Source organism: Frigoribacterium sp. PhB118 (assembly GCF_003751725.1).
GTDB lineage: Bacteria > Actinomycetota > Actinomycetes > Actinomycetales > Microbacteriaceae > Frigoribacterium.
On sequence record NZ_RKID01000002.1, the window covers coordinates 70,706 to 91,392 of the forward strand.

At 74.1% G+C, this 20,687-nt stretch carries 16 protein-coding genes; 8 read left to right on the plus strand and 8 right to left on the minus strand.

Features of this window, described 5'->3' with window-relative positions:
• Nucleotides 1-43 precede the first annotated feature (43 nt).
• The gene (locus EDF21_RS07305; RefSeq protein ID WP_056049708.1) at nucleotides 44-1,420 is read left to right on the plus strand and encodes a globin domain-containing protein; all 1,377 of its coding nucleotides are present in this window, start codon (nucleotides 44-46) and stop codon (nucleotides 1,418-1,420) included.
• A gap of 89 nt (nucleotides 1,421-1,509) precedes the next feature.
• On the opposite strand, the gene EDF21_RS07310 is transcribed toward EDF21_RS07305, so the two are convergent.
• Nucleotides 1,510-2,679, minus strand: coding sequence for a LacI family DNA-binding transcriptional regulator (locus EDF21_RS07310; RefSeq protein WP_233568414.1), 1,170 nt, complete (start codon nucleotides 2,677-2,679; stop codon nucleotides 1,510-1,512).
• 290 nt (nucleotides 2,680-2,969) lie between these two features.
• On the opposite strand from EDF21_RS07310, the gene EDF21_RS07315 reads away from it, so the two are divergent.
• From EDF21_RS07315 to EDF21_RS07325, 3 genes are read left to right on the plus strand one after another with little or no spacing between them, the layout of a single operon-like run.
• Nucleotides 2,970-3,692 (plus strand): PadR family transcriptional regulator, encoded by a 723-nt coding sequence (locus EDF21_RS07315; RefSeq protein WP_123570901.1) that lies wholly within the window; start codon nucleotides 2,970-2,972, stop codon nucleotides 3,690-3,692.
• Entirely contained in the window at nucleotides 3,689-4,417 is a 729-nt protein-coding gene (locus EDF21_RS07320; protein ID WP_123571163.1) for an ABC transporter ATP-binding protein, read from the plus strand. The genes EDF21_RS07315 and EDF21_RS07320 overlap by 4 nt, the downstream gene beginning before the upstream one ends.
• Nucleotides 4,414-7,218: an FtsX-like permease family protein gene (locus EDF21_RS07325; RefSeq protein ID WP_123570902.1), complete on the plus strand. Its 2,805-nt coding sequence runs from the start codon at nucleotides 4,414-4,416 to the stop codon at nucleotides 7,216-7,218. The genes EDF21_RS07320 and EDF21_RS07325 overlap by 4 nt, the downstream gene beginning before the upstream one ends.
• A gap of 18 nt (nucleotides 7,219-7,236) precedes the next feature.
• Here the strand turns inward: EDF21_RS07325 and EDF21_RS07330 are convergent, their stop codons facing one another.
• Both EDF21_RS07330 and EDF21_RS07335 read right to left on the minus strand, forming a co-directional pair.
• On the minus strand, nucleotides 7,237-9,750 hold the full coding sequence (locus EDF21_RS07330; protein ID WP_148053655.1) for a S8 family serine peptidase: 2,514 nt from the start codon (nucleotides 9,748-9,750) through the stop codon (nucleotides 7,237-7,239).
• 184 nt (nucleotides 9,751-9,934) lie between these two features.
• Complete coding sequence (locus EDF21_RS07335) at nucleotides 9,935-12,211, minus strand: acyltransferase family protein (protein ID WP_158612876.1); 2,277 nt, start codon at nucleotides 12,209-12,211, stop codon at nucleotides 9,935-9,937.
• Nucleotides 12,212-12,373: 162 nt separating this feature from the next.
• Here EDF21_RS07335 and acs point away from each other — a divergent pair, with 162 nt between their 5' ends.
• From acs to EDF21_RS07350, 3 genes are all read left to right on the plus strand, one after another.
• On the plus strand, nucleotides 12,374-14,431 hold the full coding sequence (gene acs, locus EDF21_RS07340; RefSeq protein WP_123570905.1) for an acetate--CoA ligase: 2,058 nt from the start codon (nucleotides 12,374-12,376) through the stop codon (nucleotides 14,429-14,431).
• 96 nt (nucleotides 14,432-14,527) lie between these two features.
• Nucleotides 14,528-15,133 carry a nitroreductase family protein gene (locus tag EDF21_RS07345; protein ID WP_123571164.1) on the plus strand — a complete coding sequence of 202 codons (606 nt, stop codon included), beginning with the start codon at nucleotides 14,528-14,530 and terminating at the stop codon, nucleotides 15,131-15,133.
• 59 nt (nucleotides 15,134-15,192) lie between these two features.
• Nucleotides 15,193-15,990 (plus strand): isocitrate lyase/phosphoenolpyruvate mutase family protein, encoded by a 798-nt coding sequence (locus tag EDF21_RS07350; RefSeq protein WP_056049731.1) that lies wholly within the window; start codon nucleotides 15,193-15,195, stop codon nucleotides 15,988-15,990.
• Between the two features lie 112 nt (nucleotides 15,991-16,102).
• On the opposite strand, the gene EDF21_RS07355 is transcribed toward EDF21_RS07350, so the two are convergent.
• The 5 genes from EDF21_RS07355 to EDF21_RS07375 form a co-directional block, all read right to left on the minus strand.
• Nucleotides 16,103-17,290 carry a YihY/virulence factor BrkB family protein gene (locus tag EDF21_RS07355; protein WP_123570906.1) on the minus strand — a complete coding sequence of 396 codons (1,188 nt, stop codon included), beginning with the start codon at nucleotides 17,288-17,290 and terminating at the stop codon, nucleotides 16,103-16,105.
• 3 nt (nucleotides 17,291-17,293) lie between these two features.
• The gene (locus EDF21_RS07360; protein ID WP_123570907.1) at nucleotides 17,294-17,686 is read right to left on the minus strand and encodes a DUF3618 domain-containing protein; all 393 of its coding nucleotides are present in this window, start codon (nucleotides 17,684-17,686) and stop codon (nucleotides 17,294-17,296) included.
• A complete protein-coding gene (locus tag EDF21_RS07365) occupies nucleotides 17,667-18,095 on the minus strand; it encodes a phage holin family protein (RefSeq protein WP_056049738.1) in 429 nt (142 codons plus the stop codon). Before EDF21_RS07365 ends, EDF21_RS07360 begins: the two co-directional genes overlap by 20 nt.
• Entirely contained in the window at nucleotides 18,088-18,498 is a 411-nt protein-coding gene (locus EDF21_RS07370) for a YtxH domain-containing protein (protein WP_123570908.1), read from the minus strand. Before EDF21_RS07370 ends, EDF21_RS07365 begins: the two co-directional genes overlap by 8 nt.
• Nucleotides 18,499-18,634: 136 nt before the next feature.
• Nucleotides 18,635-20,023 (minus strand): glycosyltransferase 87 family protein, encoded by a 1,389-nt coding sequence (locus tag EDF21_RS07375; RefSeq protein WP_158612877.1) that lies wholly within the window; start codon nucleotides 20,021-20,023, stop codon nucleotides 18,635-18,637.
• 103 nt (nucleotides 20,024-20,126) lie between these two features.
• On the opposite strand from EDF21_RS07375, the gene EDF21_RS07380 reads away from it, so the two are divergent.
• A complete protein-coding gene (locus EDF21_RS07380) occupies nucleotides 20,127-20,660 on the plus strand; it encodes a MarR family winged helix-turn-helix transcriptional regulator (protein WP_123570910.1) in 534 nt (177 codons plus the stop codon).
• Nucleotides 20,661-20,687 lie beyond the last annotated feature (27 nt).

A 20,687-nucleotide genomic window follows, 5' to 3' on the forward strand; every position in this document is an offset into this window, starting at 1 on the left:
TCGGGTGCCGGTCACGGCACCCCGGCCGACCGGAGGGACCCGCATGGCCAGCACGACGCAGCTGCGAGCGCTCCGCGCCTCGCTGCCCGTGGTCGCCGAGCGGGCGCACGACATCGCCGACGACTTCTACCGCCGCCTGTTCGCGACGCGACCCGATCTGCTGCGGGACCAGTTCAACCGGGGCGACCTCGCCCAGGGGCGGCAGCAGCGCGAGCTCGCCCGCACGATCGTGGCGCTCGCCCAGGCCGTCCTCGACGCGGCCCCGGGGTCGACGCGTGCCGCCGGTGGCGACCGGCATCGCGCCTCCTCGGGGGGCGGACCGTCCGGCGTCGACGGCGACGCCGACGCCGTCGGCCAGGCCGGGGCGCCGACCCTCGCACCGGCGACGCCCGGCGAGATCGTCTCGCGGTTGGCCCAGCGGCACGCGGCGCTCGGCGTCACCCGCGACGAGTACGACCTGTTCGAGCGGCACCTCGGCGACGCGTTCGCGGCCGCCCTCGGCCCCCGGCTCACGGCCGAGGTCGCCGACGCGTGGTCGGCCGTCTACCGGCAGGCCCGCGACGAGATGGTGACGACGGTCGAGGCGATCTACCGGCAGGCCGACCTCGAGCCGGGCGAGGAGTGGCGCGAGGCCCTCGTCACCGAACACCGCGTCGAGGCCGAGGACGTCGTCGCACTCACCCTCGTCTCGGCCGACAGCGAGACGCTGCCGCGGTACCGTGCCGGCCAGTTCGCGTCGGTGCAGGTGCGGCTGCCCGACGGAGCCCGGCAGATCCGGCAGTACAGCCTGCGCGGCGGGCACGACGAGCAGTGGCGCATCAGCGCACGGCTGCTGGTCGGCGAACCGCCCGCCCCCGACGGCGAGGTCTCGTCGCACCTGATGCGCGAGCTGCGGGTGGGCGACGTGGTGAGCGTCTCGCCCCCGATCGGGTCGCTGACGATCGACGACCTCGACGACGCCCCGCTGCTGTTCGTCTCGGCGGGCATCGGCTGCACGCCCGTGCTCGGCATGCTCGACCACCTGGCCCGCACCGAGCCCGACCGCGTCGTGACGGTCCTGCACTTCGAGCGCACCCCCGAGCGGCACGCCCACCGCGTCGAGCTCGAGGCGCTGGTCGCGTCGATGCCGAACGCGACGCTGCGGGTCAGCTACACGCAGGGGTCGCTGTCGGCGCTCAGCGCGCTGGCCGAGGCGTCCATCGACGGGCCCGGGGTCTACCTCGACCCGATCGACCTGGCCCGGGTCGACCTCACCGCGTCGCACCGGGTGTTCCTGTGCGGGCCGGTGCCGTTCATGGCGATCGCCCGGGCGGCCCTGATCGGTCACGGCGTCGACGCCGACCGCGTGCACTACTTCGTCTTCGGGCCGGACGACGGCAGCGTCACGGGTGCCGACACCGGGCAGCGCGGGCTGGGGTAGGACCGGGCGGAGGCGCCGGCGGGTTCGCTGGCGGGGGCGCGGGCGGGCTCGCGGGCGGAGGCGCCGGCGGGTTCGCGGGCGGGCCACGCTCAGAGCGCGGGGCAGCTCTCGCGGAGCAGCACCTCGACCGGCAGGGTGACCCGCTGCGCCGGTGCTCCCGGGTCGGTCAGTCGCCGGACGACCGTGCGGACGGCGATGCGGCCGAGCTCGCCCATCGGCTGACGCACCGTGGTGAGCCGGGGCCGGGAGAACCGGCCGGCGTCGATGCCGTCGAACCCCGTCACGAGCACGCGACCGGGCACGTCGACGCCCTGCTCGCCGAAGACGTCGAGGACGCCGAGGGCCGACTGGTCGTTCGCGCAGAGGACGGCTCCGGGCAGGTCGCCGGCCTCGAGCAGGGCCGCCGCCGCGCGACGACCGCCGGCACGGGAGAACTCGCCCGGCTCGACCCGGACCGTGACGCGCGCGCCGGCCGCGCGGTGCGCCTTGAGGGCCCGGTCGAAACCGGCGTGACGGTCGAGCTCGTCGGGCGAGTCGGACGGTCCGGCGACGTAGGCGACGTCGCGCACCCCCCGCGACCCCAGCACGAAGTCGGTCAGGGCGTGCATGCCGGCGACGTTGTCGACGCCCACGTGGTCGAGGTCGTCGCCCGGGCGCGAGTCGGCCAGCACGACGACCGGGATGCGTCGCGACACGTGCGCCAGCAGATCGCCCGGCACCGTCTGGGCCAGCACCGCGAGCCCGTCGACCCGGCCCGCGATGTCGTTGACCATCACCTCGCGGCTCGACCCCCGCCCGGCGGCGACCATGAGGGCGAAGCCCCGTCGCCAGGCCTCGACCTCGGCGCCGCGCAGCACCTCGTCGAAGTACAGGTTCGCCGGGTTCGACCCGGGGTCGACCTCGGGAGGCGCGGTGAGGGTCGTCGCACCGCGGCCCGGGTCGACGACGGTCGGCGGGTCCGCCCGCTCACGGTCGTCGATCAGCGGGATGCGTGAGGCGTCCGACACCCGGGCCCAGTCGGGTTCGGGGCCGTCGATGCCGTCGTGGCCCGGCAGGAAGAGGCCGAGCACGCCCGTGCGTCGGCCGGCGAGGCCGCGGGCCGCGCCGCTCGGCACGTAGCCGAGGGCACGCACCGACTCGAGCACCCGGCTGCGGGTCTCGGGGCGCACGTCGTCGGGACGGCGCAGCACCCTCGACACCGTCGCGATCGACACGTCGGCGTGGGCGGCCACGTCGTAGACGGTCGGGGCCTTGGTCACGAGAGGTCCTCCAGGAGGGCGGCGGCGGGTCGCGGACCATCCTAGGTCGGTCGGTGCCCGGGGCCGACCCGCGCCTCCTGCCCCCGGCCGGTGCAGGACGGCCGTCGGGTGCCGCCGGCGCGGACGTCGACGCGGGCGCCGTCGAGGCGACGTCGACGGACGTCGCGGGTGCCGTTTGTCGGAGTCGACGATGCGGGGCATACTCGGTATGCACGGGGCGCCACGAGGCGACGCCGCGACTCGACCACAGGAGGCGACGTGACGGCACGACCGGACGGCGAGGCGGCCCCGTGACCGTGCGACTGGGCCTGCTGGCGATCCTCGACCAGGGCCCGGGGTACGGCTACCAGTTGCGCAGCGAGTTCGACCGACGCACCGGGTCCACCTGGCCGCTCAACGTCGGCCAGGTGTACTCCACCCTCGACCGGCTCGACCGCGACGGCCTCGTCGAGCGTGACGAGCCCTCGCCCCGCGACACGTCGCCCGAGGCCGACGGGTCGCCCGGGTCCGACGGGTCGCCCGCCGCCGAGGCCTCGGCGGCGGGCTCCGGGCAGGCCGCCGGAGAACACCAGCGACTCTGGCGCATCACGGCCGCCGGACGGGCCGAGGTCGCCCACTGGCTCGGAACGGCCGTCGACACCCCCGACGCCACCCGGGACGAGCTGCCGCTCAAGTTCGCCCTCGCCGCGACCCTGCCGGGGGTGGACGTGGCGACGCTCGTGCAGACGCAGCGCCGCGCCTCCTTGACGAAGCTGCAGCGACTCACCCGCACCAAGCACGCCGGGGGCGACCCGGAGGCGCCGGGCGAGTTCGCCTGGCGCCTCGTCGTCGACTCGATGATCTTCGCGGCCGAGGCCGAGGTGCGCTGGCTCGACCACGTCGAGTCGAGCCTGCGCCGGGCGTCGCTCGCCGAACGGCAGTGGGCGGTCGAGGCCGTGGCCGTGACGACGAGCGGGCCCGGGTCCCCTGCCCGGACGCCGGGGCCGGCGCGGGCCGCACGAGGTCGGTCGTGACCGAGCGCGCCGAGGTGCTGACCCTGCTCGCGGTGGGGCACGAACACGGAACCGGCGACCTCGCCCGCACCGCCCTCGACGGCGTGAGCCTGACCGTCCTCGAGGGCGAGCTGGTCGCCGTCATGGGCGCGTCCGGCTCGGGCAAGTCGACCCTGCTGGCGATCGCGGGCGGCCTGACGACGCCGACCGCCGGGCACGTGCAGGTCGACGGCACCTGGCTCGCCGACCTGAGCGCGGCCGAGGTCGCGCGGGTGCGACGACGGTCGGTCGGCTTCGTGTTCCAGCAGTTCAACCTCGTCTCGACGTTGACCGCGGCCGAGAACGTCGCCCTGCCGCTCGAACTCGACGGCATCGGCACCCGTGCCGCCCGGCGTGCCGCCGACGACGCACTGGCCACCCTGGGCCTGTCCGGTCGAGGGCGCGCCTTCCCCGCCGAGCTCTCGGGTGGCGAACAGCAGCGCGTCGCGATCGCCCGCGCCCTCGTCGGCAGCCGTCGCCTGGTGCTCGCCGACGAGCCGACCGGCGCGCTCGACAGCAGCACGGGCGACGAGGTCATGGGCCTGTTGCGCGAACGGGTCGACGCGGGTGCCGCGGGCCTGCTCGTCACGCACGACGCCCGTCACGCCGCCTGGGCCGACCGGATCGTGTTCCTCCGCGACGGGCGCCTCGTCGACGAGTCCGCGCCGCGGGGGCCCGAGTCGCTGCTGACCCCGGAGGCGCGGTGACGGCCGGCGGCCTCGTCGCGCGTCGACAGGTGCTCAGGCGCCTGCGCGAGTACGTGATGGTCGTGCTGCTGATCGCGCTGCCCGTGGCCGGCGCCTCGGGGGCGGCGGTGCTCGTCGCGAGCGCGATGCCCACGACCCGGCAGGAGATCACCTCGACGCTGGGCCAGACGGCCGCCCGGGTGCACTGGACCGGCTACGAGACACGGCAGTCCGTCCGGGGGCTGAACCAGTGGTCGGGCGACGAGGTGACCTACCGCGAGCCAGCCGACGTCGTGCCCGGGGTCGAGCGGACGCTCACCCTGCGCACCCTCTGGACCCGGGTCGGCACGTCCCCTGCCGGCGTCGTGATCGGACCGGTGACCGACCCGGCCTTCGAGGGCCGCTACGTGCTCGAGCAGGGGCGGGCCGCCGAGCGGGGCGACGAAGTGCTCGTCACGCCCGCCCTCGCCCGCGACGACGGGCTCGAGACGGGATCGACCACGACCGTGCACCGCGTCCCCGGCGCCGACGGCCCGCGCGACCTCGAGGTCACGGTCGTCGGCATCATGTCCGAGGTCGGCGGCGGCACGGACGACCGGCAGGTGTTCGCCCGCGACGACCTGGCGGCGGGCCTGCCCGATCCGTCGTCGACGGCCTCGGCGTCGTCGACGTCGTCCGAGCAGTACCTCGTGGGGGACGCCGTCGACTGGGGCGAGGTGCGCGAGTTGGGACGCGCGGGATTCGTCGTCTGGTCGGCGGCGGTCGTCGCCGACCCCCCGCCCGAGGGCACCCCCGGGCTCGAGAGCGAGGCGGGTTACGGCAGCACGGGCACCTACGCCGCCCTCGGCGTGGTCTTCGCCGTGTTCGCCGGCGCCGAGGTCGCCCTGCTCGCGGGGGCGGCCTTCGGGGTCGGGGCCCGTCGGCAACGCCGCACGCTGGCCGTGCTGGCCGCGGTCGGGGCCGACCAGCGCACGCTGACCCGGATCGTGACGCGGCAGGGGGTGTGGGTCGGCGTCGTCGCCGCGGTCACCGGTCTCGCCGTGGGAGTCGACCTCGGCATCGGCGTCGTGGCCCTCGCCCGTCGAGCCGGCGTCGACGTGGGCCCGTTCGCCTTCTGGGGCGTCCACGTCCCCGGCGTCGTGGTCGCGGGCATCGGACTCTTCGCCGTCGCCGTGTCGTGGATCGCGGCCGTGGTGCCCGCGCGCCGTGCCGCCCGGGTCGACGTGATGGACTCGCTGCGCGGCGGGACGGCCTCGGGGGCGGTGGACGCCGCGTCGGACCGCGGCCGCGGCCGACGATCCGCGGTGCTCGCCGGCGTCCTCGTCGTCGGCGGCGTCCTCGCCTGCTTCGGGGCGGGATGGGTCTCGTACGCCACCTCGGTCCCGGTCGGCTCACGCTGGTGGTGGGCGGCGTTCGTCGGCCTCGCGGTCTCCGCCGTGGCCGCCCTCGTCGGCGTCCTGCTGCTCGTGCCGGCGCTCGTCCGTCGGCTCGGGCGCGCGTCCACGCTCGCACCCGTGCCGTTGCGGCTCGCCCTGCGCGACGCCTCCCACGGGGTCGCCCGCACCGCTCCCGCCGTCGCGGCCGTCACCACGGCGGCGTTCGTCGCGGTGTTCGGCGTCTCGATGTCGACCGCGGCCGCACGACAGTCCGAGGACTCCTTCTACCGCCCCTACCCGGCGGGCACCGTGGCGATCTCGTACGACCAGGCGTCCGACCTCCGCGTGCCGGGCGGCTCCCCCGAGGCGGCCTCGCTCGACTCCGCGGCCGTCGCCGCCGTCGCGCGCGACCTCCCGGTGGGCGACCGTGCCGTGTGGCAGACCCCGGTCCCCAGCGGTTACGACTCGAACGGCGCCCCGGTCGCCGTCGACGCGGTCACGCCGTGGGCCGTGCTGACCGTCCCCGACCGTTGCGACTCGTCGACGGGGCGCCTCGAGGGCCTGTCGTCCCGTGAGGCGCAGCGGATCACCGATGCCGACCCTGCCTGCGACTACCCGCTCGGGTCGTTCACGTCACAGGACAACATCATCGTGACCGACGAGGACGGCCTCGGCGTGACCCTGGGGGCCGCTCCGTCCACGGCCGCCCGCGCCGCGTTCGAGTCGGGCGGCGTCATCGCCTTCGACCCGTCGCTCGTCGTCGACGGCGAGGCCACCATCGGTCTCGCCACCCCGGCCGAGGTCGCGGACGGCTTCGACGCCTCGGCCACCCCCTCGACGTCCGTGTCGCTCCCGGCCGTCGTCCAGCGTCCGACGACGCTCAGCACCGGGGCCGTCCTGATGAGCCCCGGCACCGCCGAGCGGCTGGGCTTCGAGCTGACCCAGCGTGCCGTCGTGATGGTCACCGACCGGCAACCGACCGAGGACGAGGCCGCCGGCCTCCGGGCCGCGGTCACCACCGCCACCGACGGCCGGGCGACGGTCGAGACGAGTCCCGTCGATCGGGGCCTCGACCTGGCCCTCGTCCTGGCACTCCTCGCCACGACCCTCGTCTGCGCCGCGGCGGCCGCGGTCGCCCTGGGGCTGGCCCGCGCCGAGGGGCTGAGCGACCAGGTGACCATGCAGGCCGTCGGAGGCACGGACGCCCAGCGACGCGCCATGTCGTTCTGGCAGGGCGTGGTGGTCGTGGGCACGGGTGCCGTGCTGGGCACGATCCTGGGGCTGGTGCCGACGGGGGCCATGGTCTGGGCCTCGGACCTGCCGTTCGCCCCACCGTGGTGGGTGCTCGCCGTCGTGGCCGTCGGGCTTCCCCTCGTCGTCGCCGCCGGCAGTGCCCTGACGAGCCGTCGACCGACCTCCCTCGTGCGACGACCCGTGCTGGACTGACGAGCGGGCGGGCGGCCCCTACCGGGGCTCGTCGCCGGGACGACGCCGCCCGACGCCGACGCCGACCACGCCGACCGCGACGATCAACAGGGCGGCGAGGGCCACGGGACCCGGCTCCGAACCGGTCCACGCGAGAGCGGCCGAGGAGGCGCGGGCCGGGTCGGCGGCGAGCGGGCGCCCCGGGGCACCGGTGGGGACGACGCCCTCGCCCGGCGAGGAGCCCGGCGTGGGCGACGCCGACCCCGGACCGGCCGGTGCGGCCCCGGGCTCGGCCGGGACGCCGGCCTCGTCACCCGGCACGGGAGCCGGGACCGGGTCGACGGCGAAGAGGACGGCGGGACCGGTCGCCGAGACGACGTCGTCCACGGTCCAGGTGACGGCCGAGACCCGCCAGTCACCGGCGGCGAGGCCGGCGAACGTCGCGCGGAACGTGCCGTCCTGCTCGGCACGGACCGTCGAGGACTCGGCAGCGTCGGGAGCTGCCGCGGAGGCCCGGGCCGTCGCGGGCAGGTCCCCGGCGGGCAGGTCCCCGGCGAGCGGGCTCCCGGCGGGCTCGACGGTGACGGTGACGCGGGCGGAGTCGACCGAGGTGCCCTCGACGACCACGGCCTGCCCCGAGGGCAGACGGTCGCCGTCGGCCGGTGAGGTGACGACCGGGCCGGCCAGCGCCTCCTGCATCTCGACGTCGACGACCGCGCTCGAGCCCGACGACCCGACCACGGAGAACGACAGGGGACCCGTCGGGGTGCCGGGCGAGAGCCGGACGGGCAGCTGGACCCGGCCACGCTGATCGGCGACGGTCGACGTCGAGTCGTCGAACGCGTCGCCCTCGGCCCGGACCGTCTCACCGGGCACGAAGCCGGCGCCCCGCAGGGTGGCCGCCGCGCCCGCCTGCAGCACGCCGTCGGGGGCGACGGCGACCGCCCCGCGTCCCCGGTCTTCGGTCACGGCCGCGAAGGCGTCGACCATGCCGGCCCCGAAGTACTCGGAGGGAGTCTCGCCGCCGGCCTGCCGGGCGAGCAGGTCCCGCAGTTCGGCCGGGGTCGCGCCCGGGTGCACGCTCGCCAGCAGGGCCGCGACCCCGGCGACGTGCGGAGCCGCCATCGAGGTCCCGCTGAGGGCGGCGAACCCGCCACCGGGGACCGTGCTGAGCACGGCGGCCCCGGGGGCCGTCAGGTCCACGACGCCCGCACCGTAGTTCGAGAACCGGGACTTCTCGATCGAGCTGCCGCCCTGCTGGGCCGACGAGACGGTGACGACGCCGTTGACCTCGGCGGGCAGCTGCGAGCACCCCTGCGAGACGTCGCGCCCCGGCTGCGGGGTCGAGTCGTTCGGGCTGAGCGAGTCGGCGGTCTTGTGGGCGAGGTCGACGGCGACGGCACCGACCGTGGCGTTGCCGGCGGCCGCCACGTCGAGGACGCCCTCGTGCTGGGACCAGGCGACCGCCCGCGCGACCGCGTCGAGGGCCGGGGCCTGGTCGGGGTCGGCCGAGCACCAGGCGGCCCACGGGTCGACGAAGAAGCTCGCGTTCGTCACGTCCATCTGCTGCTGCGCCGCCCACATGTAACCGCAGATCGCGTACTCGGGGTAGATGAAGCCGTCCGCGTCGACGACCTTGACGCTGGCCAGCCGCACGCCCGGGGCGACCCCGACGACACCCCTGCCGTCGTCGGCCGCGGCGATGATGCCCGCCACGTGCGTGCCGTGCTCGCGGGTGCTCGTCGCGGCGTCGGACGACGGCGCCCAGGCGGCGGGGTCGGTGTCGGCGACGCCGTCCACGCTGCAGCCCACGGAGGCGGCCGGGTCGACCTGCGAGACGAGGTCGGGGTGCGTCGCGTCGATGCCGCTGTCGAGCACTCCGACCAGCACGTCGGGGCTCCCGGGCTGCACCGCGCGCGCCTCGGCGGCGTGGACGGCCTGGTCGTTCCACCGACGCTCCTCGCCGGGATCGGCGACGTCGGCGACCCGCTCGGCCAGACCGGTCGCCTGCACTCCCGTCGACGGGACGGCAGCGGACCCGGCGTCGCCACCCGTGTCGGCGTCGGGCGTCGCACGGACGGCGGCCGTCCGGGTCGGACCGGCCGACTCGACGGACGAGGAGGCGCGGACCCGGTCGACGAAACCGGCGGCGGTCGACCGTGCGGTCACCACCCCGATCTCGTCCCACCGGGCGAGGACGGTACCGCCCGCGGCGACCACCGCGGCCGAGGCCGCCTCGGTCGTGACGGCGCCCGGCACCGCGTTGACGACGTAGTTCATGGCATCGACGGCAGCCGCGGCGGGGGCTGCGGCAGGCGTCGCGCTCGAGGCGGGCGCGGAGAGCTCGGGCACGTCGGCCGCGAGGGCCGGTGACGAAGAGACGGTCGGGGCCGGTGACGCGGAGGCGGTCGGGGCCGGTGACGAGGCGGCGGTCGCCGGGGCGTCCGCGGCGACGGCCGTGACCGGTGCGAACACGAGGACCGCGGCGAGCGCTGCCCCACCCACGGCACGGGTCGATCGACGAGCGGGACGGCGTCGAGGGCTGTGGGTCACCTGGCAACGATAGGCGGCGACCGGTCACGACGGGGTCACGATCCCGCCTCCCGTTCGAGGGACTCGCCGACCCGGCCGCGCGTCGACCCGGCGGCCCGGCGGCCCGGCGGACCAGCGGCCCGGCGGACCGGCGGACCGGCGGACCGGCGGACCGGCGGACCGGCGGCCCGTGCTCGTCCGGGCGTCAGGCGGCCGGGTCGCCCTCGCCCTCGGCCTCGGCCTCGGCCTCGGCTTCGAAGACGAGTTCGCGCAGCACGGGGGCGAGCTTGGCGTCGAACGCCCCCGTGTAGTGGGTGAAGTCCCGCTTGACGGGCACGTCGTCGACGAAGGCGGGGCAGAGCCCGTCGACGCAGAGGAACCGCGACGTGTCGACGAGGGAACCGCCCAGGGCGCTCATCGTCTTCTGCGTCTCGACGAGGTTGGCGGCGTGATCCGCCGACACGGACGAGATGCAGTCGACGGGCGAGCCGCCCGGGCGGTAGCAGTCGTCGAGCGACCGGTGTGCCGGCGGGGGCGTGACGAACACGGTGCGCGTCGCCGCGCCGCCCACCGACTCGAGCTGGCGCTGCAGTGCCTCGGCGTACTCGCGCGGCGTGACGGGTGCGCCGGTGTCGGCGTGTTCGAACGGGACGAAGGAGTTCGTGACGACGAGCAGGTCGGGTGCCGTCTCGACGATCGTCCGGACGGCGTCGGCCTGGTGGGTGGTACAGCTCTCGGGGTCGGAATTCTGGGCGACGGCGAGATCGACGAACGGGCAGCCGAACAGGGGCAGCGCGACCAGGCGCCACCCGCTGTCGTCCGGTTCGACGATCTCGACCACGGCATCCAGCTCGGCGGCGGCCGTCGAGTCGCCCACGAGGACGACCGTCTTGTCGCCGGTGCCGAAGGTGCACTCGGCGCGCGGCAGGGGCAGATCGACGCGACCGCAGTCGTTGTTCGCCCCGAACGGCATGGTGTCGCCCGGGTCGGGGGTCAACGTCGGCCACGAGGTCGCCGCCAGCGCGGCCCGGACCGACTCGGCCATCGCCCCCTCGGCCGGACCGACCGGACCGGAGGAGCCGTCGCCGTCGGCACCGCCGTCGGACGCCCCGGCCTCGACGGAGGCCCCGAGGCCGGTGCCCCCTGCGACGGGCGGGAGCACGGGCGGCGCCGCCACGGGCCGGACCGAGACCACCGCGGCCACCACCATCACGACGGCCAGCATGCCGAGGCCCCCGAGGGCGGCCCGACCGGCGGACGGCGCCTGGTCGTCGGCCCAGCGACGCCACAGCCGACGACGGCCCTCGCCCCGTCGCGGGGCGAGCAGGGGCGACGAGATGAAGGGCTTCTCGACGAGGTGATGACCCACCACGGCGAAGCCGAGCGACAGGGGGTAGGCCAGCAGCTCGCCCTCGGGCACGACCGCGCGGATCATGACGACGATCGGGAAGTGCCAGAGGTAGAGCGAGTAGCTGATCGCACCCAGGTAGTCGGTGACCCGGTTCGCCAGGGGCGCCGGTGCGACGGCCCCGGGCACGCCGCCGCCCACGACGACCGCCAGGGTCGCGACCACGGGAAGCGCTGCCCACGGGCCCGGGAACGCGGTCTGCCCGTCGACGACCACGACGCTCGCCAGGATGCCGACGAGACCGAGCCAGCCGAGCGTCGTGCCGATCGCCCGCGGTAACCGCCGGGTCAGCGGAACGGCCAGCGCCGCCAGGGCACCGAGCCCGAGTTCCCAGACCCGGGTCAGCGTCGAGAAGTAGGCGCCCGTCGGGTCGCCCGCCGTGTCGACCACGGCCCAGACGAACGACGCCGCGCAGAGGGCGGTGATCACGGCCGCGAGCACGAGCCGTCGGCCCGACCCCGACCCCGTGCCCGCCTCGCGGGAGACGGCCGCGGGGCGCCCCGGACGCCGCAGGCCGAAGCCGAGGACGACGATCACGAGGAGCGGCCAGAACGCGTAGAACTGCTCTTCGACCGAGAGCGACCAAAGGTGCTGGAAGGCCGAGACGGGTCCGTCGGCGGTGAAGTAGTCGGTGCCCACGGCGGCGAAGTGCCAGTTGGCCACGAAGGCGAGGGAGTGGAGGGCGTCGATCCCGAGCCCGACCACGCGGCGGTCGGGCAGGAGGACCGTCGCGGCGAGCAGGGTCGCGGCGACGACGACGAGCGCCGCCGGCAGGAGGCGTCGGACCCGGCGACGGTAGAAGTCGGCCAGCGAGATGCGGCCCGTCCGAGCGTGCTCACGGAGCAACAACCCGGTGATCAGGAAGCCCGAGATCACGAAGAAGACGTCGACGCCCACGAAGCCGCCGTGCGGCCAGCCCGAGACGTGCTCGAGCACGACCGCGACGACGGCGACGGCGCGCAACCCCTGGACGTCGCGACGGAATCCTGCCGACCCGCCGCCCGTCGAGGAAGCACCGCCCCGACGCGACGACGAGGGAGCGGACGGAGGACGGTGGGGGGTCGAGTCGGACATGCTTCTCTCTCGGGTCGGAATCACGTGACATACCAATATCTCACGTCGCATCCTGAACGACAAGAGCCGACGGTCTCGCCCGTCGCCGCCACGGTCCCCGCGCGTTACGCAGCGTTGCCCCGCGACGCCCGCCACCGGCGTGCCGCCCGTAGCGTGGGACGCATGGCCACCAGCGACACCATCTCGAACCTGCTCGACGAGCGACGGACCTTCGCCGCGCCTCCTGCGCTCGTCGAGGGGGCCAACGTCACCTTGGCCGAGCACGCCCGCGCGGCCGCCGACCCCGTCGCATTCTGGGCCGAGGCGTCGCAGCGGCTCGACTGGCACACGCCGTGGACGGTCGCGCACACCTGGAAGCCCGTGACCGAGGGGCCGGACGGCACGCTCACCGTGCCCGAGGCGACCTGGTTCGCCGACGGAACGCTCAACGTCGCCGTCAACTGCGTCGACCGGCACGTCGACGCCGGCCTCGGCGACAAGGTCGCCCTGCACGTCGAGGGCGAGCCCGGCGACCGTCGTGACATCACCTACTCACAACTGCAGCGCGAGGTCGTGAAGGCCGCCAACGGCCTGCGATCGCTCGGCGTGGAGAAGGGCGACCGGGTGGTCGTCTACCTGCCGGTCATCGCCGAGACGATCGTCGTGACGCTCGCCATCGCCCGACTCGGCGCGATCCACTCGCTGGTCTTCGGCGGCTTCTCGGGCGAGGCGTTGAAGTTCCGCGTCGAGGACACCCGGGCCAAGCTGCTGGTCACGACCGACGGGCAGTTCCGACGAGGGTCCGCGGTGCCGGTCAAGGCGAACGCCGACCACGCCGTCAGCGGCGACAACGAGATCGAGCACGTCCTCGTCGTGCGGCGCACCGGCGAGCAGACGCCCGACGTGCCGTGGACGGACGGCCGCGACCTCTGGTGGCACGACGTCGTCGACGCGCAACCCGACACCGACGAACCCGAGTACTTCGGCGCCGAGACGCCGCTGTTCATCATGTACACGAGCGGCACCACCGGCAAGCCCAAGGGACTCGTGCACACGAGCGGCGGCTACCTGACGCAGGCGAACTGGACCCACTGGGCCGTCTTCGACGCGAAGCCCGACGACGTGCACTGGTGCACGGCAGACCTCGCCTGGGTGACGGCGCACACCTACGAGATCTACGGTCCGCTGTCGAACGGCCTGACCCAGGTGATCTACGAGGGCACGCCCGACACCCCGCACCCGGCCCGCCACCTCGAGATCATCGAGCGCTACGGCGTCACCACGTACTACACGGCGCCGACGCTGGTGCGGACCCTGTCGTCGTGGTTCCCCGAGGGACTGCCCGACACCTACGACCTGTCGTCGCTGCGCCTGCTCGGCACGGTCGGCGAGGCCATCAACCCCGAGGCGTGGGTCTGGTTCCACGAGCAGTTCGGCCGGGGCCGGTGCCCGATCGTCGACACGTGGTGGCAGTCCGAGACGGGGGCCGCCGTCATGGCCCCGCTGCCCGGTGCCGACACCCTCAAGCCCGGCTCGTCGCTGCGGGCACTGCCCGGGCTCTCGACCGCCGTGGTCGACGACGCCGGCGAGCGCGTGCCGAACGGCAGCGGCGGCTACCTCGTCGTGCAGCGGACCGGACCGGCCCTCGCCCGCACGGTCTGGGGCGACCCCGAGCGGTACCGCGACAGCTACTGGGCGACCTACTGGCGGCAGGGCTGGTTCTTCTCGGGCGACGGCGCGAAGTACGACGCGGACGGCGACATCTGGGTGCTCGGCCGGGTCGACGACGTGATCAACGTGTCGGGGCACCGCCTGTCGACCATCGAGATCGAGTCGTCGCTCGTGTCGCACCCGGCCGTCGCCGAGGCCGCCGTCGTCGGCGTGGCCGACGACCGCACCGGCCAGGCGATCGCGGCGTTCGTGGTGCCGTCGACACGGCCGGAAGGAGGCGCGGTGCGGGACGCCGGCGACGTCGCCGAGCCGTCGGTGTGGGCTCCGCTCGCGGGGTCGCTGTCCCCCGTGCTGCGCGCCCACGTGGCCGACCAGATCGGGCCGATCGCCAAGCCCGCGACCGTGTTCGTCGTGCCCGACCTGCCCAAGACGCGCTCGGGCAAGATCATGCGGCGGCTACTGGCCGACATCGTCGACGGCCGCCCGCTCGGCGACACGACGAGCCTGCAGGACGAGACCGTGCCCGGCCGGGTGGCGGCGATCCTCGCGGAGGCGACCCGCGCCTCCTGAGGTCGGGAATCACCGGCCCACACCGAGGGTTACCGTGGTCGGGGCCCGATGACGCGCCTCGCCTCCCCCGTCCCGTTCCGAGAAGAAAGCGTCGTCATGTCGATCTCCGAGACCACCGCCGCCCCGTCCACCCTCCGCACCGCCGAGACGAGCGTGCCGCTCGTGCCGCTGCTCGACGAGCGCTGGAGCCCCCGCTCGTTCGACCCGACCGCCGAGATCTCGGACCGTCAGCTGGACGCCCTGCTCGAGGCCGCCCGCTGGGCACCGTCGGCCGCGAACACGCAGCCGCGTCGCTTCGTCGTCGGCCGTCGCGGCACGGCCACGTTCGACACGATCGTGAAGGCGCTCATGGGCTTCAACGCCGCCTGGGCGGGCAATGCGTCCGCACTCGTCGTCGCCGTCGCCGAGACCTCGACCGTCGAGGGCGAGGTGCGCCAGTGGGCCGAGTACGACCTCGGCCAGGCCGTCGCCCACCTCACGGTGCAGGCACACGCCGAGGGCTTCCACACGCACCAGATGGCCGGCGTCGAGTGGGACGAGATCGTCGCCGCGTTCGGCCTGACCGACAACCTCAAGCCCGTGACGGTCACGGCCGTCGGCGTCGTCGACGAGGCCGACAAGCTGATCGAGGCCCTCGCCGAGCGCGAGACCGCCCCTCGCGAGCGCCTGCCGCTCAGCGAGCTCGTCCTGCGGCGCGACTAGCAGCTCGGCGAGGCGAGCCCGGGCTGGTGCCTGCCAGCCCGGGCTGGTTGGCTGGGCGCATGTCGATCTCCAGCACGGCCGAGAAGGCCGAACTCCTCCGCTCCCTCCACGTCCCCGGCGACCCGCTGATCGTGACGAACGTCTGGGACAGCATCACCGCGCGCATCGTCGCGGGCGCACCGGGCGTGAAGGCCCTGGCCACCGCCTCCCACTCGATCAGCGAGGCGCACGGCGTCGAGGACGGCGAGGGCCTCGACGTCGACGACATGCTGGCCGCCGCCCGCATCGTGATCCGCTCGGTCGACCTGCCCGTCTCCGTCGACTTCGAGAAGGCGTACGCGACGGACGCCGCCGGCACGCTCGACAACGTCTTCCGCCTGATCGAGGAGGGCGCCGCCGGCCTCAACATCGAGGACAGCATCGGCCAGGCCAAGGCGCCCCTCTACGACATCGACACCCAGGTCTCGAAGATCGCCGCCGCCCGCCGTGCCGGCGACCGCGCCGGGGTGCCGATCGTGATCAACGCCCGGGTCGACGCCCTGGCCGGCGACCCCGACTCGTTCGACGACGCCGTCACCCGCGCCAACGCCTACCTCGACGCCGGCGCCGACTGCGCCTTCGTCCTCGGCCTGGGCACCGAAGACCTCGTGAAGGCCGCCCTCGACCGGATCGACGGCAAGGTCAGCGTCATCTCGAACCCGTCGTCCGTGCCGCTCGCCCGCCTGGCCGAGCTCGGCGTCTCGCGCGTCAGCTTCGGGCCCACCACGATGGGCCTGACGCTCTCGCACCTGCGCGACGCCGCCACCACCCTCACCGCGCGGGGCGACTACCCCGCCGAGCTCGGCTTCTCGTTCTGACCGACGGCCGGTGCGGGCGGGGCTCGCCCACCGGCTGACGAACGACGCGACCCGCGCCTCCCGAGCTCGTGAGAGCCGAGGAGGCGCGGGTCGCGTCGTCAAGGGACGTCGCCTAGTCGTCGCGATCGCCTGTCGAACGGTCGCCCTTCGAGTGCCCGCCCTCGGCGCGCTCGTCCTTCTTCCGGTCGGACTCGGACGCCTCGGAGCCGCCCTCGCCGTCCGGCTCGGGCACCTCGTCGCCGTTCCGCTCGATCGTCGCGGCGGCGGCCTGGCGCAGTCGCATGCCGGCGAGCTCGTCCTTGGCGAGGGCCGCGGCCTTCTTCTCGCTCTGGGCCGTGTCACGGGGTGGCAACAGGATGTCGCGCTCGGCCCGGAGGCCGGCCTGCAACTCGCGACCACGTTCGAGCTCGGCGTCGAACTCGGCCCCGAAGAGCAGGGCGTTGTTCGTGATCCAGACCCACAGCAGGAACACGATGACCGCCCCGAGCGAGCCGTACGTCTTGTTGTAGTTCGAGAAGTTCGCGATGTAGAACGCGAACCCCACGGACGCGACCAACCAGATGACCAGGGCCACGAGCGACCCGAGGCTCATCCACTTGAACTTGGGCTGCTTGACGTTCGGGGCCCAGTAGTAGAGCACCGCCACGATCACGACGGCGATGATCGCGAGGATCGGCAGCTTCGCGATGTCCCAGACGAACACCGCGGTGCTGCCCAGTCCGACGAGGTCGCCGACCGTCTCGGCCACGGGGCCGCTGATCACCAGGATGAGCGCGGCGACCACGATGAGCACCACCGTGAACGCCGTGACGCCGAGCATGGTCGCGCGGAGCTTCCAGATCGGACGCCCCTCGTCGATGCCGTAGACGCGGTTCATGGCCCGCCCGAAGGCGCCCACGTAGCCGGAGGCCGACCAGAGGGCACCCAGCACACCGACGATCAGGGCGACACCGGCGGCCGACGACTCGGTCAGCTGTTCGACGGGACCCCGCAGGAGAGCAGCGACGTCCTCCGACCCGAACTGTGAGACCAGGTCGAGCAGCGTCTTGGCCGTCGAGTCCGCCTGCCCAACGACGCCGAGCAGCGACACGATCGCCAGCAGCGCCGGGAAGATCGCCAGCACCGCGTAGTACGTGAGTGCGGCGGCGAGGTCGGTGCACTGGTCACGGGTGAACTCGCGCAGGGTCTTGCCCAGCACGTACCCCCACGAGGGCTTGGAGACGTCCGACAGGTCTTGCGGCTTGCGCGAGTCGTCCGCGTCGGGTGACTGCTGCTCGCGCTCGGTGCTCTTCTGCGCCATGGGTCAGCGCCTGATCGTCTTGACGATGCCGGCGACGAGCGCGACGACGCCGATGGTGCCGGCCGCCGCGGCCGCCACGACGGGCTTCGGGTCGCGGTCGAGGCGCCGTGAGACGCTCGCCTTCAGCCGACGGGCGTGGGCAGGGACGCTCAGCTTGTCCTCGATGGCGTCGAGCGTCGCCGCGAACTCTTCACGGGTACGGGCGAGGTCGAGCTCGATCTCGGGGATGCTCGCGCCGGGGCGTGGCCCGGCCGCGTTCTCGGCGTCCTTGTCGGGAGACGTGCTGCCGTGGGCGTCGTCGCGCTCTTCGGCCGCACGCGCCTCGGCGAGCTCGGCACGGGGGTCGGGCTCACCGCCCGTGCCGTGGCCGTTCGCGTCAGTGCTTCTCGGAGTCATAGCTGCCCTGCCCCTTCAACGCGCTGACGTCGGCCTTCACGCTGGCGACGGCCTTCTCGGGGGTCGGCGGCACGCCCTTCTTGAGGGCCTTGATGCCGAGCAGGGCCAGGACGGCCGTGATCACGAGCAGGACGGCGGCGACGATGAGCGCCGCGAGCCAGGGGGCGACGACCGTCGCCAGCCCCAGGACGCCGGCCGTGATGAGCACGGCGAGCAGGAAGAAGCCGAACAGTGCGGCTCCGACCAACAAGCCGACACCCACCCCGGCCTCTTTGGCCTTCGTGGCGAGCTCGGTCTTGGCCAGCGCGATCTCGCCGCGGATGAGGCGCGAGATCAACTCGGGCAGGCTGCCGATCAACGAGCCGAGCGAACGTTTGGTGCTCTGTTCGGGTGCCTTCAGGTCACTCACCGACCGTCACCCCCGGCAGCTTGTCGTCGTCGGGGCTGGTGCCCGAGGTCTGCTTCTTGACGTCGTCGGCCTTCTCGTCCACCTTGTCGGCGGCCTTGTGGGCTGCCTCGGTGGCCTTGGCGGCGACCTTGTCGGTGGCGCCCGAGCCCTTGCCCGAGACGGACTTGGCCTTGGAGCCGACCGCGTGGGCGGCGTCGTTCGCGACGTCCTGCGCCTTCTTGGCGACGACCGGAGCGTTCTCCTTCACGAAGCCCTCGGCCTGCTGGACGCCCTTCTGGACGGTCGGGTTCTCCCACAGGCTCTCGGCCTGGTCCTTGATCTTGACGTACGCGCCGCGACCCGCGCGGGCTCCGAGGACGTATCCGACAGCCGCTCCTGCGACGAAGAGGATCTTGCCTTTCATGAGTGCTCCTTGGCTCGTGGTGGCAGGTAGGCCTTCCACGCTGGCACGACCCGGCGTGGACGGCTCAGATTGACCGGGCGACCGGGGACGACGCCGCCCGGCGCCGACCTGGGGACGAGCCGCCCCCGACACCACGTCAGGAGGCGCGGGCCGCCACGAGCGGGACGCCCACCTCGAGCCCGTCGCTGCGCACCGTGGCGACCGCCAGTCGCACGAGGCGCACCGCGCACCAGCAGAACAGCACCACGAGAAGGCCGTTGCGGGCACCCAGGACGAGCACGGCGACCGGGTTGAGCTCGATCAGCGGCCGGTAGAGGATCGGGAACACGAGCGTCGTGAGCCCCGAGGCCCAGGCGGTCAACACGGCGGGCGTCCGGAACGCCTCGGGACGCGAGGCGTAGCCCACGGCCACGATCGGCACGATCCAGAGCAGGTACTGCGGCGACCCCACCTTGTTGAAGACCACGAACGCGAGCGTGAGGGTGAGGGCGCCGAGCAGCACCGTGCCGAACTCGTCGCCGCGATCGCGAGCCGGGACGACGGCCGCGGTGCGCCCGGAGCCCGCCGACCCGCGCCTCCCGGGCTCGGCCCACCGGGGCAGCCCGAAGGTCGCCACGGCCAGCACGCCGGCCAGCAGCACGAGGACGGCGAGCATGACCTGCGTGCTGTCGTTGATCATCCAGGTGTCGCCCGGGCCCATGACCTCGCGCGTGGCGAGGGCGACGTTCTGGTAGACCGAGGCGCCGGGGACGCGCAGCATGGCCATCCAGAGCCAGGGCGTCGAGAGGGTCGCCTCGAGCTGCATCGCCCGTCCCGACTGCATCGTCACGAAGCTCGTGATGTCGTCGGCCCCGCGGCCGAGCAACACGCACGACACGACGACCATGGTGACGAGCACGCCCCCGCGCAGCACGACCGCCCGGTGACGCGACCCGACGACGACCGCCGCGATGACGGCGGCGGGCCAGACCTTGATCCAGGTCGCCGCGGCGAGCAGCAGCCCGGCCACCCGCGGACGCGTGGACAGCAGCATGAGGGCGGCGACGACCAGCGGCGCGCTGAACCCCTCGAGCCGGAGGAAGGCCACGGGGCTGAGCACGAGCGTCACGAGCAGCCACCACCAGGCTGCCCGGTTGTCGACCGTGCGACGACCGCGGTCGGTCAGCAGCCAGAGCGCGACGGCGTTGAGGGCGGTCAGCAGGGCCAGCCAGACGAACTGGTAGTGCTGTTCGCCGAAGACGTTCGGCAACACGATCGGGACGATCGCCCCGGCCGGGTAGACCCACGAGAAGTCGAGGACCGGCCAGACGCCCTCGCTCAGGGCCCCCGTCGCCCACAGGCGGTAGAGCGGCAGGTCGCCGCTGACCCCGCCGCCGATCATCAGCGGCGTCAGCGCCAGGAACACGGCGGCGTGCACGGCGACGAAGCCGTAGAGCAGCCCGCGCGGATGCGCCTGCACGCGCGACCAGGTCCGGCGGAGGCGCGTGGGGAGGGGCGCAGGCGCGACGGCGCTCGAGGTGGTCACGCCTCGAATGTACGGCCGCGTCCTTGCCGTTGTCTTTCCGGCAGGTGAATCCATCGGAAGATCACTCTCGAGACGGAGGTCCGACCGGTGTACGGTGCCGACCATGGACCGACGACGTTCCGCAGACGCAGGCGAGGTCACCCCGCCGACCGACGACACGCACGCACCCGACGAGCTCGGAAGCGTCGACGACGACCTGGCCGTCGACCGGGGGCGCCCGATCGGCTTCTGGTTGAGGCTCGTCGACGGGCTGATCGACCGGCGCTTCGAGGAGGTCCTCGACGAACACGGGGTCACCCGCCGGCAGTGGCAGCTGCTCAACCTGCTGGAGCGCGGCCCAACGACCCGCGCAGCACTCGACGGAGCCGTCGCGCCCTTCCTCGACCCGGCCACGGGCGAGTCCAGCTCGGACCACCTCGCCGAGCTGGTCGAGAGCGGCTGGGTGAGCCTCGCGACCGACGGGGTCGGTGACGATCGCTACGCCCTCACCGAGCGCGGGAGCCTCGCGCACCGCAAGCTCGTCGACGTGGTCGAAGGCATCCGCGACGAGACGGTCCGGGGGGCCGAGCCGGGAGCCCACGCGACCACGGTGCGCTTCCTGCGCAGGGCGGCACTCAACCTCGGCTGGCGCCCCTGAGCGCCCGGCCTGCCCGCGGGCCGAGGG

What these genes read in the sequence shown, in the direction of transcription:
- EDF21_RS07305 (WP_056049708.1), top strand. Translation starts at nt 44, where the DNA reads ATGGCCAGCACGACGCAGCTGCGAGCGCTCCGCGCCTCGCTGCCCGTG.
- EDF21_RS07335 (WP_158612876.1), bottom strand. Translation starts at nt 12,211, where the DNA reads ATGTCCGACTCGACCCCCCACCGTCCTCCGTCCGCTCCCTCGTCGTCG.
- acs (WP_123570905.1), top strand. Translation starts at nt 12,374, where the DNA reads ATGGCCACCAGCGACACCATCTCGAACCTGCTCGACGAGCGACGGACC.
- EDF21_RS07345 (WP_123571164.1), top strand. Translation starts at nt 14,528, where the DNA reads ATGTCGATCTCCGAGACCACCGCCGCCCCGTCCACCCTCCGCACCGCC.
- EDF21_RS07350 (WP_056049731.1), top strand. Translation starts at nt 15,193, where the DNA reads ATGTCGATCTCCAGCACGGCCGAGAAGGCCGAACTCCTCCGCTCCCTC.
- EDF21_RS07355 (WP_123570906.1), bottom strand. Translation starts at nt 17,290, where the DNA reads ATGGCGCAGAAGAGCACCGAGCGCGAGCAGCAGTCACCCGACGCGGAC.
- EDF21_RS07360 (WP_123570907.1), bottom strand. Translation starts at nt 17,686, where the DNA reads ATGACTCCGAGAAGCACTGACGCGAACGGCCACGGCACGGGCGGTGAG.
- EDF21_RS07370 (WP_123570908.1), bottom strand. Translation starts at nt 18,498, where the DNA reads ATGAAAGGCAAGATCCTCTTCGTCGCAGGAGCGGCTGTCGGATACGTC.
- EDF21_RS07380 (WP_123570910.1), top strand. Translation starts at nt 20,127, where the DNA reads ATGGACCGACGACGTTCCGCAGACGCAGGCGAGGTCACCCCGCCGACC.